General features: G+C 73.7%; 11 protein-coding genes. 7 read left to right on the top strand and 4 right to left on the bottom strand.

The annotated features are described in order from the left end of the window. Nucleotides 1-47 precede the first annotated feature (47 nt). From pcaH to pcaD, 4 genes are read left to right on the top strand one after another with little or no spacing between them, the layout of a single operon-like run. Complete coding sequence (gene pcaH / locus P1P75_RS33825; protein WP_319262752.1) at nt 48-821, top strand: protocatechuate 3,4-dioxygenase subunit beta; 774 nt, start codon at nt 48-50, stop codon at nt 819-821. Between the two features lie 5 nt (nt 822-826). Beyond that, entirely contained in the window at nt 827-1,432 is a 606-nt protein-coding gene (gene pcaG / locus P1P75_RS33820) for a protocatechuate 3,4-dioxygenase subunit alpha (RefSeq protein WP_319262751.1), read from the top strand. Further along, the gene (gene pcaB, locus P1P75_RS33815) at nt 1,429-2,757 is read left to right on the top strand and encodes a 3-carboxy-cis,cis-muconate cycloisomerase (RefSeq protein ID WP_319262749.1); all 1,329 of its coding nucleotides are present in this window, start codon (nt 1,429-1,431) and stop codon (nt 2,755-2,757) included. Before pcaG ends, pcaB begins: the two co-directional genes overlap by 4 nt. Then, nucleotides 2,754-3,920, top strand: coding sequence for a 3-oxoadipate enol-lactonase (gene pcaD / locus P1P75_RS33810; protein WP_319262748.1), 1,167 nt, complete (start codon nt 2,754-2,756; stop codon nt 3,918-3,920). The genes pcaB and pcaD overlap by 4 nt, the downstream gene beginning before the upstream one ends. 75 nt (nt 3,921-3,995) lie before the next feature. On the opposite strand, the gene P1P75_RS33805 is transcribed toward pcaD, so the two are convergent. Next, a complete protein-coding gene (locus P1P75_RS33805) occupies nt 3,996-6,710 on the bottom strand; it encodes an AAA family ATPase (protein ID WP_319262747.1) in 2,715 nt (904 codons plus the stop codon). 296 nt (nt 6,711-7,006) lie between these two features. Between P1P75_RS33805 and P1P75_RS33800 the strand changes: the two genes are divergently transcribed. After that, nucleotides 7,007-7,978 (top strand): DUF2510 domain-containing protein, encoded by a 972-nt coding sequence (locus P1P75_RS33800; protein ID WP_319262745.1) that lies wholly within the window; start codon nt 7,007-7,009, stop codon nt 7,976-7,978. A gap of 316 nt (nt 7,979-8,294) precedes the next feature. On the opposite strand, the gene P1P75_RS33795 is transcribed toward P1P75_RS33800, so the two are convergent. After that, nucleotides 8,295-8,939: a TetR/AcrR family transcriptional regulator C-terminal ligand-binding domain-containing protein gene (locus P1P75_RS33795; RefSeq protein ID WP_319262743.1), complete on the bottom strand. Its 645-nt coding sequence runs from the start codon at nt 8,937-8,939 to the stop codon at nt 8,295-8,297. Nucleotides 8,940-9,216: 277 nt separating this feature from the next. Here P1P75_RS33795 and P1P75_RS33790 point away from each other — a divergent pair, with 277 nt between their 5' ends. Both P1P75_RS33790 and P1P75_RS33785 read left to right on the top strand, forming a co-directional pair. Continuing rightward, nucleotides 9,217-10,095, top strand: coding sequence for a phosphatase PAP2 family protein (locus tag P1P75_RS33790; protein ID WP_319262741.1), 879 nt, complete (start codon nt 9,217-9,219; stop codon nt 10,093-10,095). Beyond that, nucleotides 10,092-11,204 (top strand): hypothetical protein, encoded by a 1,113-nt coding sequence (locus tag P1P75_RS33785; protein ID WP_319262739.1) that lies wholly within the window; start codon nt 10,092-10,094, stop codon nt 11,202-11,204. The genes P1P75_RS33790 and P1P75_RS33785 overlap by 4 nt, the downstream gene beginning before the upstream one ends. A gap of 7 nt (nt 11,205-11,211) precedes the next feature. Here the strand turns inward: P1P75_RS33785 and P1P75_RS33780 are convergent, their stop codons facing one another. Continuing rightward, on the bottom strand, nt 11,212-12,120 hold the full coding sequence (locus P1P75_RS33780) for a phospholipid scramblase-related protein (RefSeq protein WP_319262737.1): 909 nt from the start codon (nt 12,118-12,120) through the stop codon (nt 11,212-11,214). A gap of 83 nt (nt 12,121-12,203) precedes the next feature. Continuing rightward, nucleotides 12,204-12,536, bottom strand: a 333-nt coding sequence (locus P1P75_RS33775; RefSeq protein ID WP_319262735.1) for a phospholipase domain-containing protein, incomplete at its 5' end; no start/stop codon positions are given.

The raw sequence follows: 12,536 nt of genomic DNA, 5'->3' as shown, positions 1-12,536 counted from the left end.
CCCCCGCCTCCCTCGTCCTTCGACGTCAGTGACCCCCGGGACTTCTCATGACTCTCACGCAAGCCGACATCGACCAGGAGATCGCGGCCGAGCACGCCGCGTACGAGAAGCGGCTCGCCGACGGCGGCCCCGTCGAGCACCATCCGCGCCGCGACTACGCGCCCTACCGCTCCTCCGCCCTGCGCCACCCGCTGCAGCCGCCGGTCGCGATCGACGTCGCCCGGGACCCGGAGCTGGTGGAGCTGGCCTCGCCGGCCTTCGGCGAGCGGGACATCACCGAGATCGACAACGATCTGACCCGGCATCACCGCGCCGAGCCGATCGGCGAGCGCATCACCGTCTCCGGCCGGCTCCTCGACCGCTCCGGCCGCCCGGTCCGCGGTCAGCTGGTGGAGATCTGGCAGGCCAACTCGGCTGGCCGGTACGCCCATCAGCGCGAGCAGCACGACGCCCCGCTGGACCCGAACTTCACCGGCGTGGGCCGCACGCTCACCGACGACACCGGTTTCTACCGTTTCACCACGGTCCAGCCGGGCCCGTATCCCTGGCGCAACCACGTGAACGCCTGGCGGCCCGCGCACATCCACTTCTCGCTGTTCGGTTCGGCGTTCACCCAGCGGCTGGTGACGCAGATGTACTTCCCGAACGACCCGCTGTTCGCCCACGACCCGATCCTGCAGTCGGTGACGGACGACGCGGCGCGGCAGCGGCTGGTCGCCACCTATGACCACGGCCTGTCCGTGCCCGAGTTCTCGCTCGGCTACCACTGGGACGTCGTGCTGGACGGCCCGAACGCCACCTGGATCGAAGAAGGACGCTGACCCCCATGACGAAGATCGACACCAGCAGCCCGGAGAGCGTGCCGCCCACGCCGTCGCACACGGTCGGCCCCTTCTACGGGTACGCGCTGCCCTTCCCCGGGGGCGGTGACATCGCGCCCGTCGGCCACCCGGACACGATCACCGTCCAGGGCTACGTGTACGACGGCGAGGGCAGGCCGCTGCCGGACGCGTTCGTGGAGCTGTGGGGGCCCGACCCGGACGGCCGGGTGGCGGCCGTCGACGGCTCGATGCGGCGCGACCCGTCGACCGGCGGCCATCTGGGGCGCAACGGCGTGGAGTTCACCGGCTGGGGCCGCGTCCAGACGGACGCAGGCGGCCACTGGTACGCGCGCACCCTGCGGCCCGGCGCACGCGGCCGCAGCGCTCCCTACCTGAGTGTGTGCGTGTTCGCGCGAGGACTGCTCGTCCATCTGTTCACCCGGATCTACCTCCCGCAGGACACGGCCGCGCACGCCAGGGACCCGCTGCTGGCCGGGCTCGATCCGGCGCGCCGGGGCACGCTGATCGCCACGGACGACGCACAGGGCACCTACCGTTTCGACATCCGCCTTCAGGGCGAGGGCGAGACGGTCTTCCTGGAGTTCCAGTGACAGCTGATCAGTTCGACGCCGGTCTGCTCGGTCCCGGGTGGACCGGGTCCCGCGCGGCCTCGGCGACGAGCGAGACCGCCTATCTGCGGGCGCTGCTCGACGCCGAGGCGGCGCTGACCCGTGCGCAGGCCGCGCTGGGCCTGGCCCCGGCGGCCGCAGCGACGGCCGTGACGCAAGCCGCCGCAAGCGCTTTCGACGTACGGTCCCTCGCCGAGCGCGCGAGGAGCGGCGGGAACCCGGTGATCCCGCTGGTCGCCGACCTCACGAAGGCGGTCGGGCCGCAGTTCGGGCCGTACGTCCACCGGGGTGCGACCAGCCAGGACATCATGGACACGGCGACCATGCTGGTCGCCGTGCGGGCGCTGGAGCCGGTGCTCGCCGACCTCGACCGTACGCAGCGGGCGCTGGCGCGGCTGGCCGCCGGGCACCGGGACACGCCCATGGCGGGCCGGACGCTCACCCAGCACGCCGTACCGACGACGTTCGGGCTGAAGGCCGCCGGGTGGCGTTCACTGGTGCTGGACGCCCGGGACCGGGTGTCGGCCGTTCGGGACTCGCTGCCCGCCCAACTCGGGGGCGCGGCCGGGACGCTGGCCGCCTTCACGGCGTACGGCGCCGAGGACGCGACCGCGCTGCCCGCCGCGTACGCCCGTGAACTGGGCCTGCGCGCAGCCCTGTTGCCGTGGCACACCTTGCGCACACCGGTCGCCGACCTGGCCGGCTGCCTGGCCTTCGCGGCGGGCGCGCTGGGGAAGACGGCGGCCGATGTGCTCACCCTCTCCCGCACCGAGATCGGCGAGGTCGCGGAGGCCGCCGGCGGCGGTTCCTCGGCGATGCCGCACAAGGCGAACCCGGTGCGGTCCACGCTGATCGGGGCCGCCGCCCAGCGGGCCCCGCAGCTGGCGGCGACGCTGTACGGGTCGCTGGTCGCACCGGACGAGCGGCCGGCCGGGGCCTGGCACGCCGAGTGGGAGCCGCTGCGGGATCTGCTGCGGCTGGTCGGCGGGGCCGCCCGGGACGCGGCCGAACTGACCGAGGGGCTGCGGGTGCGCGCGGACGTCATGCGCGAGCATCTCGGCCTCACCCACGGGCTGATCGTCTCCGAGCGGCTCTCCGCCGAGCTGTCGGCGGTGCTCGGTCGGGCCCGCGCCAGGGAACTGCTGACCCGGCTCGCGCCCCGCGCCTTCGCCGAGGGCCGCTCGCTGGGCGAACTCCTCGCCCAGGAACCGGCGTTGAAGGACGTTCCGCTGGACGACCTCACCGACCCCGCCCGCTACACCGGCTCCGCCGGAGCCCTCACCGACCGTGCCCTGGAGCGACGTTGACCGAGAAGCTGCTCAACCACCGTGCCGAGGGTCCGACTTCCGCTCCCGCGCTGCTCCTCGGGCCTTCCCTCGGCACCTCGTACGCGCTGTGGGACGAGGTCGCGCCCGAACTGTCCATCACCCACCGGGTGATCCGCTGGGATCTGCCGGGCCACGGCGGCTCGCCGGCCGACCTGATCGGTCCCGGTGCCACCGTCGCCGACCTGGCCGACCTGGTGCTGGGCCTCGCCGACTCGCTCGGCCTGGAACGGTTCGCCTACGCGGGTGTGTCGCTGGGCGGGGCGGTCGGACTGCATCTGGCGCTGCACCACCGCGAGCGGGTGTCGTCGCTGGCGGTGATCTGCTCCTCGGCCCACTTCAACGGGGCGCAGCCGTGGCGGGAACGGGCCGCGCTGGTGCGGCGCGAGGGGCTGGACTCGCTCGCGGACCACGCGGACTCCCGCTGGTTCAGCGGCGGGTTCACGGTGGCAGAACTGGTCGCCGACCATCGGCGCGCCGACCCCGGTGCCTACGCGGCATGCTGCGACGCGCTGGCCGCGTTCGACCTGCGCGGGCGGCTCGCGGAGATCGCCGTACCCACACTGCTGGTGGCCGGGCGCGAGGATCCGGCGACGCCGCCGGCGCATCTTCGGGAGATCGCTGACGTGGTGCCGGGCGCCGCGCTCGTGGAGATCCCGGGCGCCTCGCACCTGGCTCCCGCACAGTGTCCGCGAGCCGTACTGACCGCGCTGCGTGCCCACTTGGGCGAGAGCTCCGGGCCGGGCATGCGGGTGCGGCGGGAGGTCCTCGGCGACGAGCACGTGGACCGGGCGCAGGCCCGCCAGACGCCGTTCACCGCCCGCTTCCAGGACTTCATCTCCCGCTACGCCTGGGGCGAGATCTGGACCGACCCGACGCTCAGCCGCCGCGAGCGCAGCATGATCACGCTGACCGCGCTGGTCGCCCACGGCCACTACGACGAGCTGGCCATGCACGTCCGGGCGGCCAGGCGAGGCGGGCTCACCCCGGAGGAGATCGGCGCGGTCCTCCTCCAGACGGCCGTCTACTGCGGTGTCCCGGCGGCGAACTCGGCTTTCGCGACGGCCCAGCGGGTGCTGGCGGAGGAGGAGCAGGGGGAGGAGCGGGGGGAGGAGCAGCGGGAAGGCAAGAAGAGCGAGGGCTGACCTCGCGGTTCCCCGGGGCCGGTGTGGCCGTCGGGGGTCCTTCTGCTCCGCTCTGCCTTCCCGTCGGCCCCGCCCCTACCTCCGCTTCTGGCCCGGTACGAGGCCCACCGCCGGGGCGCCCAGGGCGTCGAGGGCGGTCTGGGCCTGGTCGGCCAGGCCGTCCGCGTCGCAGGAGCGGGCCAGGGTGAGGCCCCGGTGGAGTTCGGAGGCCGAGCGGGAGAGGATGCCGTACTCGACACGGGCGGCGGCGTGTTCGTACTGGCAGGGCGAGGCTTCCAGGTAGGTGACCGCCTGGCCGGCGAGGCGGACCGCGCGCTGGCCGGTCTCCAGGGCGGCGGCGCAGCGCAGGGCCTCGCCGATGGCGGTGTCCGTGCCGAAGCGTTCGGCCTGGCGGCGGGCGTCGGAGGCCAGCCGGGCGGCTCGCGCCGGGTCCTGCGTGACGAGGGCCCTGGCCAGGTCGGCGGCCCAGGGCACCATCACCGGGTTGAGGTGACCGCGGACGGCCGCCGCCTTCTCGGCCTCCTCCAGCTCGTTGATGCCGTCCTGGGTGCGGCCGACGGCCAGCAGCAGCCGGCCGCGCACCGACCGCGGGTCGGGCAGCACGATCGTGGACGGGTAGGGCGGGGCGAAGCCGTACTGCTCGGAGATCTCCCAGGCTTCCTGGGTGTGCCCGCGGGCGAGCAGCGTGTCGACGAGGTTGCAGATGGCCGACCAGTACAGGGGCAGGCCGCGGCCGACGCGTTCGGCGATGCGCAGTGACTCCCGCAGGGTCTCCTCGGCCTCCCGCAGCCGGCCCCGGCGGCGCAGGCCGAGTCCGAGGTAGGCGTGGGCCACGGCGAGGTGGCCGCCGCTCCAGCCGGCGGTGGTGTAGGCGCGCAGGGCCTCGTTGAAGAGGGCTTCGGCTCGGTCGAGGCGGTCGGTGTAGGCGTACGAACTGGCCAGCATCATCAGCAGTTCCAGGCCCCATTCGGGGTCGGTCCAGCCGAGGCCGGGTGCGAGGCGGCCGTTGACCAGGGCGCGGTCGCAGAGTTCGACGACGACTTCCGCGTTCTCCCCGTGGGTCATGGCGTCGAAGCCGCGCAGGATGAGGAGCGCCCGCTCGGCGTTGTCCCGGCCGGTGCAGGTGGCGGCGAGCGTGCTGAGCTTCTGGGAGCGGCCGGGCGAGGTGGTCTCGCCCGCGTAGATGCCCTCCCACATGAACTGCACGGCCTGGAGCCGCATCCGGGCCGGCCCGGTGGTCTGCCGGGCCGCCTCCGCCTCGACCGTGCGGACGGCGTCCTCCAGCTGGTCGTTGTGGGTGAGTGCCTGGGAGAGGCGGTAGACGGCGTCGACCCGTTTGGCGTTGTCGAGGCCGGGCATGGCGAGCGCGGTCCGCAGGTGCTCGATGGTGCGGGCGGGCGAGGTGAGGAGGGTGGCGCACCCGAGTTCGTAGAGCACGTGCGGGTGCACGTCGGGCGCGGGCGGTTCCCTCAGGGCGCGTTCCAGACAGCGGCGGGCCGCGTCAGGGGCGCCGACGGCGAGGTGTTCGCGGGCGGCCTCGCGAAGCTGCTCGACGAGTTCCTCGTCGTCGTCCGCGTGGACCTGGAGCAGATGCCGGGAGGCCGCCGCGAGGCCCTTGCCCGCGTCGATGACGACCTGGGCGGCGATGCCGTGCATCGCCTTGCGCAGGCCGTCGGGGATGGAGTCGTAGACGGCGGTGGCGATCAGGGGGTGGACGAACTCCAGGCCGCCGCCGTCGGCGGGGACGGCCACCGCGTCGGGTGCCGTCAGGATGCGGGAGTTGCGCAGGAGTTCGGCGCAGCGCACCGCGACCTCGTGGCGCATGCCGGCGAGCCGGGCCGCCTGGTCGACGGTGATCTCGGCGCCGAGGATGGCGGCGGCCATGGCGAACCGGGTGGCGTCGACGCCCAGTTGTTCCAGGCGGGTGACGAGGCCGCCGCCACGGGCGGAGCGGTTCAGCGGGCGCAGTTCGGTGGCGGAGGACTCGCCGGGTGCCAGCGCCCGGTCCTGGACCTTGGCGAGGAGTTCGACGGTGTCGTAGGGGTTGCCCCCGGTGACGGCCCAGACCTCGCGGCAGAACGGGTCGTCGGCGTGCTCGCCGAGCGTGGCGCGGGTGAGCCCGGCGACCGCTTCGGGGGTCAGGACGCTGAGGCTGGTGACGGACTGTCCGGCCGCCTCGGCGACCATCTCCAGGTACTGAGCGCTGGCGCCTTTGACCTCGGTGGGCCTGCGGGCCACGACGACCAGCACGGCCAGCTCGTCGAGGCGTTCCACGAAGGCCGCGAGCCAGTGCAGGGTCTCCTGGTCGGCCCAGTGCGCGTCGTCGACCAGCAGCACCAGCGGCCAGTCACGCCGGGCCAGGCGGGTCACGGCGGCGACCAGACCGTCGCACACGCCCTGCGGGTCGGCGGGGATCTCACCCGGCTCCGCGATGCCGAGGGCGGGGCCGGCGATGTCGTACCAGTCGCCGAGGTATTCGCGGGCCTCCTCCGGGTGCAGGGACAGCAGCGCGGGCTGGAGCAGCTGCCGTACCACGTTGAAGGGGACCGACCTGAGGGTCTCGCCGCCGCGCGCGGACCACACCGTGCAGCCGCGGGCCTCGGCGATGCGCCGGGTCTCGGCCAGCAGGGCCGTCTTGCCGAGCCCCGCGTCGCCGCGCAGCAGATGCACCCGGCCCGACGAGGAGCGGTCGGCGCAGAGCGTGTCCACCACCCGCTCGATGGCGGCCACTTCCTTGTCGCGCTCCCACAGGGAGGCGGAGGCGGCCGCCGCCGGCCGTACCTTCGTCATCCCGCTACCTCCCCGAGTCGCCCGAACGACGTACGACCTCGAGCGTAGCCGTCCGGCGGTCCGGGCGGAGGGTGGTCGGTCCAGCTGTTGCCCCGGCGGGTGACGGACGGTACCCCGCCAGGGCGCCGCGGGCCTGCGACTCAGGCCCCCGAACGTCAACGAGAGGGGACCGACGTCGAATTGACGTCGAGGTGACGGCGGTTTCCGGCCGACCGGGCACGGGTACCGCAAGGAACGCCCGGAGAAGAACCCATCCCTCTCATACGACTTTCACCGATGCCTCATACGGTGGGGGCATGACGCAGGTGACTCCCCCCGGGTGGTATCCCGATCCCGGACAGACAAGTGACGCCCCGCCCACCGAGCGCTGGTGGGACGGCAAGGCATGGACGGACCAGACCCGTCCCGCGGGCCAGGCCGCCGCGTGGGGTGGGCCGGCCCAGGCACCGACGGTCGGCGCCTTCCCCGCGTACCCCGTCCATCCGGCGGCCCCGCCCGCCGGTTCGCGGCACCGGCTGCGCACCGCGACGGCCGTCGTGGCGGCCGTGGCGGTCCTGGCCGGCATCGGGGTCGGCGTGTACGCGCTGACCAAGGACGGCGGTGGCTCCGACGCGTCCGGCACGGCACAGCGGCCGGGCGGTCCGGGCGGCTCCGGCGAGCGGGACCCGTTCGGTGACTCCGGTGGCTCGGGGGGCTCCGGTGGCTCGGGTGGCTCGCCGTCCCCCGAGGGGCCGGAACCGCCGAAGATCAAGAGCGGCGCGGTCACGGACGCGCTCAACGGCATCAGCATCCCCATCCCGGACGGCTGGAGCGGGCAGGAACTGAGCGTCGGCGCCCAGGTCACGTCCGAGTCCACGTACAAGTGCCCCGGCGACACGTCGAAGACCTGCGCCAGGGGCGGCGTGTACTCGGCGCCGGCCCAGGTGGCCGGCTCCACCGCGGAAGCGGTCGCCAAGGCGGACATCGAGGCCAACGCCGAGGAGTCCTACGGCGGCACCACGTACGGCGAGATCACCTCGCACCAGGTCCTCGCCTCGCAGGCGGTGACCGTGGCGGGACAGAAGGGCTATCTGGTGCGCTGGAAGGCGGTCACGAGCAAGGGCGCCGACGGCTACGTCGAGTCCCTGGCCTTCCCGGCACCCTCGGACCCCAAGCGGATAGCGGTCCTGCGCTTCGGCGTCGACGCCGACCAGAAGGTGTCCGTCATCGACGAGATCACCAAGGGCATCAAGGTGTCGAAGGGAAGCAGCACCGGGCAGGGGGTCTGAGCGGGGCCGTCACCTGCCCCGGCTGACGGGAGCCTGGCCAGAACGACGGTCCTCGGGCCGGAAGACGGGCCGGGGCCGACCGGGGCGGCCCCGGCCCGGCGACGCGGCCCGCCCCGCTCCCGTCGCCGCGTCCGGGCCCCGGGGCCTCGCGCCGGTTCACCGTGTCGGCCACCTCGCAGGCCGCAGGGCCGACGAAACCCTCCCCGGACGCACCGGCGGCCGGGCGGGGCGCCCCTCCGCTCAAGGGGGCCCCGCCCGGCCGGGGGTGCGCGCCGCCCCCGTCCCCACGGTGCGGCGCGGTCAGGTCACCGTCCGGTCATCCCACGGACGGCGGCCTGGGTCTTTCGGGGCCGAGGCCCAGTGCCGGCAGTACGGCCGCCTCCACGAAGCGCAGCAGGTAGGCCTCGTCCGCGTACTCACCGTCCACCACGGGACGGGCGCGGACCATGCCGAACATCTGGACCGGGACGTACTCCAGCGCCGGATGGCCGGCCTCGACCTCGCCGCGCTCGACGCCCCGGCGCAGGATCTCCCGCAGGGCGGTGATCTCCGGTTCGACGATCGCCTCGCGCAGCGCGCCCGCGAGGTCCGCGTCCTGGGTGACGGCGTGCCCCAGCGCCTGGAGCAGCTTGGTGTCGGTCATGGACCAGCGGGCCGCTCCGCGCGCTGCCTCGCGCAGGTCCTCGGCGAGTGAACCGGTGTCGATCCCGGCGAGCCGCGACTGACGGCGGGAGCGCAGGGCGGCCACCACGAACTGGGGCTTGGTCTTCCACTGCCGGTACAGCGTGGACTTGCTGCACCGGGTACTGGTGGCGACGCCCTCCATGGTGACGGCCTCGTACCCGCACTCGCGGATCTGTTCCAGGACCGCGTCGAAGAACTCCTGCTCACGCTCGGGCGTGAGCTTGGAGCGGCGCGAGGCGGCGGCCGACTCCGGCCCGTGCGCGTCCTGCGACGTCATGCGGCCCTTCTCCTCACTACTGTCCGGTGGCCCTTGGTGGGCCGTTCACCAGTGTGTCCCATCTCAATCGATACGCCAGTGTACCGGTACTCACCCGTATCGGTACACTGGCGTATCGGTACGATGTCGTATCGATGGTGCGTGCATGAGGTCACCGGCCACAGGCCCTCGCGCCCTAGCAGCACCCGCAGCACCCGCAGCACCCGCGTACGCGCACCAGCACACGCAGACGCCTGCGCACCACCCACACGCACCACGTCAGTGAAGGGGCCGGGGGATGAACGCCCGCACCGAGCCTGAAGAAGCGGAACCGGCCACGCCGGTACGGCCGCCGCTGGTCCGGGAGCTCCTGCTCGTCGCAGGGCTCTTCCTCGTCTACAAGTTCGGCCGCCGGCTGGCCACCGGCCACACCGCCGAGGCGTTCCGCAACGCGCACAGCGTGTGGGACGCGGAACGGTGGCTGCGGCTGCCCGACGAGGACACGGTGCAGTCCCTGCTGCTGCACGGCGACGGCCTGGTCCACATCGCGAACACCTACTACGCGACCGTGCACTTCCCCGCCACCGCCGCCTTCCTGATCTGGCTCTACCTACGACGCCCCGCGCACTACGTCTGGGCCCGCCGGGTGCTCGCCACCGTCACGGCCGCCGCCCTGGTCGTCCATCTCGCCTTCCCGCTCGCGCCGCCCCGGATGCTCGCCCCGACGGGCCTGATCGACACCGCGCGCGTGTACGGGCCTTCGGTGTACGGGCCGCCGCAGACCGACACCCTGTCCAACCAGTTCGCGGCGATGCCCTCGCTGCACTTCGGCTGGGCGGTGATGGTCGCCGTCGGGATGATCGCCGCCACCCGCTCACGCCGGCGGTGGCTGTGGCTGTGGCTGCTGCACCCGCTGCTCACGCTGCTGGTGATCGTGGGCACCGCGAACCACTACTGGCTCGACGCGCTCATGGCCGCCGCGCTCCTCGGTGCCGCCCTCCTGGTGATCCGTGCGCCGCGGCGCACGGTGACGACGGCCGGACGCGATGCGCCGGCCCTCGTACCGGCCGAGGAGAAGGTGACCGCGGAGAAGGTGACCGCGGAGAAGGTCCCCGAGGAGAAGGTCGCCGAGGAGAAGGTCGCCGAGGAGCCGGTACTCGTGGGGACGGGCCGATGAACGCCGCCCTGTTCGCCGTCGTCCTGTCGCTGTTCTCCGCGGTCGCCTACGCCGCCGCGGCCGTCGCCCAGGAGCGGCTGGCCTCCCGCTCCCCCGGCACCGCTGTCGTCCGCATGCTGGGCAGCGGCGCGTGGTGGGCCTCGGTGGGACTCAACGGCGGGGCCGCCGTGCTGCACGTCGTGGCCCTCAAGTACGGCCCGCTGACCGTGGTGCAGCCGCTCGGCGCGTTCACCCTCGTCGCGGCGGTGCCGCTGGGGGCGCGCATCGCCGGGCGGCGGGTCGGCGCGGCCGAGTGGCGGGGCACCGCCCTCACCCTGCTCGGGCTGGCCGCGATCCTGGTCACGGCGTCCGGTCCGGCCCCCGACGACGTACTGAGCGGGTCCGAGGCGGTGGCGGTGGCGGGGGTGACGGCGGCGCTGATCGGGCTGGTGGCCCGGCCGGGCACCCGGCCCGGCCTGCGGCACGCCGGCGCCTCCGGCTTCGCCTCCGGGGTGGCCTCCGCGCTCACCCAGACCGTGACGGTGGCCGCGACCGACCGGTCCGGCCCGGTGCTCAGCGTGCAGGTGACCGGGGTGGCGCTGCTGGTGGCCGCCTTCGCCACGGGTGGGCTGCTGCTGTCGCAGACCGCCTACCGGGGCGGACTGGGCGCCCCGCTGGCGGTGGTGACCCTGGCGAACCCGCTGGCCGCCGCGGTGATCGGACTCACGCTGCTGGGCGAACGGCTCCAGGGCGGGGCCGCGGGCGTGCTCCTCGCGGCCGGCGGGGCGGGACTCTCCGCCTGGGGCGTGGTCCTGCTGTCGCGCGCGACGCCACAACCCGTCGTGGAATCCCCGGAGGTGTCCGCTGCCCTGGCGGCCGCCATGCCTTCGACGGCCGGGTCGGCGGCTCCATCGGTGGGACCCGGTGCCGAACTCGCGGCGCTGTACGCCTCGGGACACACCCCGCGCCACGTCGTGCGCCACGACGACAGGCCCGCCGCGCGCCACGAGGACGAGTACGACGGGCATCCGGTGGCCGCGGTACTGGCACTGAAGCCGCGGACGGCCTCCGCCGAGCCCGCGCCGCTGCCCCGGCCGGCCACGGGACCGGGGCGCCTCGCGTCGCGGTGAGGAGGCGTCAGCCGAGGCCGCGAGAATCCTGCTTCAGGGCCGTGTCCACCGTGAGCGCGGTGGCGACGACCAGGCTCAGCAAGGGTTCGGGCAGCTGGTAGTGGATCTGCAGGACGTAGTTGTCCGCGGTGGTGAACAGGGTCTTGGCGAGACCTTCCCAGGTCTTGGTGATCCGGGCAACCTCGTTGTCTGCGTGGTCGACGATCGCGAAGTTCCAGGCCCGCCAGTTCTCCGCCTTGATCGCGCCGACCTGCCGGCCGTCCGCGTTGATGGCGAAGTTGATCTTCCCGAAGACGTTCTGCTGGGCGATTTCGCCGACCGGCTGCCCGTCGGGACGCGTCACGATCACCCGCGACTTCAGGAACTTGCGCGGGCGGGTCAGCAGCAGCACCGGCTGACCGTAGGAGTCGCGGATCTCCAGCTTGTGCGTCATGAACTGGTCGATGCTGGCGACGAAGCGCAGGACCTTCTTCAGCGCGCTCTGCCCGACCTGCACGACGGAGCCGAGCTGGTTGCCCTGCTGGTCCATGACCTTGTACTCGTTGGTCAGCTCGATCAGCTTGGCCTTCTGGTTGACCACCAGCACCGGCTCGCTGAACAGCGTGCCGCCGCCGGGGCCGCCCGCCGCGACGCCCGCCTGCTGCTGCACCTGCTGCTGCACGCGGGGGTCCGGTCCGGCGGGCTGGGCCGGCACCTGCGGCGAGAAGGACTGCGCCGGAGCCGGCCGCACGGCCTGCTGCTGGACAGGTCCGGGCTGCTGGACGTGTCCGGGCTGCCCCGGCACCTGGCCCTGCGCCTGCTGCTGCTCGGCGTGGGTGTGCTCGGTCCACTGGGAACCGTCCCAGTAGCGCAGGGTCCGGTCGGCCCCGTGCGGGTCCGGGTACCAACCTGCAGGTGTGTTCGAATGCGTGGTCACCGGGGCACACTACCCCGAGCCCACCCGGACCTGACCAGCCCCCACGATGCGGTGTTCACCGGCCTTTTACCCTCGCGGCACGCTCACTCCGTGACGATCGCCGGGTCGCTCACTCCAGGGCGCCCGTTCTCCACGTGTCCGGCGAACCGCCGCTGGAACGACGGGTCGGCGACCGAGGTGAGGGTGAGGTCGTACCAGCGCCTGCTGCCACTCAGGTCGACGGTGCGCCTGAGAACGGCGCCCACCTCGGCCCGTACCGTCGCCGTACGGCCGCGGTAGCCGTCCGCCACCTTCAGCTCCACCGCCGCGGAGCCCCGGTTGCGCCTCGGCCACGGTGCCCCGGCGGGGTGCGGGACCGTACCTGGGCGCGCCTCGGCCGCGCCGCTCCGGCCGCGTGGCGGCCACCGGCCCGCCAC

The sequence above is a fragment of the Streptomyces sp. ID05-39B genome, from assembly GCF_033794725.1.
GTDB classification, from domain to species: domain Bacteria; phylum Actinomycetota; class Actinomycetes; order Streptomycetales; family Streptomycetaceae; genus Streptomyces; species Streptomyces bobili.
The sequence above is the reverse complement of the archived record's forward strand: the minus strand, read 5'-3'. Positions and strand labels throughout refer to the sequence as shown.

Bases quoted from the DNA above. Each gene is read 5' to 3' on its own strand.
- pcaH (WP_319262752.1), top strand. From the start codon at position 48: ATGACTCTCACGCAAGCCGACATCGACCAGGAGATCGCGGCCGAGCAC.
- pcaG (WP_319262751.1), top strand. From the start codon at position 827: ATGACGAAGATCGACACCAGCAGCCCGGAGAGCGTGCCGCCCACGCCG.
- P1P75_RS33805 (WP_319262747.1), bottom strand. From the start codon at position 6,710: ATGACGAAGGTACGGCCGGCGGCGGCCGCCTCCGCCTCCCTGTGGGAG.
- P1P75_RS33800 (WP_319262745.1), top strand. From the start codon at position 7,007: ATGACGCAGGTGACTCCCCCCGGGTGGTATCCCGATCCCGGACAGACA.
- P1P75_RS33795 (WP_319262743.1), bottom strand. From the start codon at position 8,939: ATGACGTCGCAGGACGCGCACGGGCCGGAGTCGGCCGCCGCCTCGCGC.
- P1P75_RS33790 (WP_319262741.1), top strand. From the start codon at position 9,217: ATGAACGCCCGCACCGAGCCTGAAGAAGCGGAACCGGCCACGCCGGTA.
- P1P75_RS33785 (WP_319262739.1), top strand. From the start codon at position 10,092: ATGAACGCCGCCCTGTTCGCCGTCGTCCTGTCGCTGTTCTCCGCGGTC.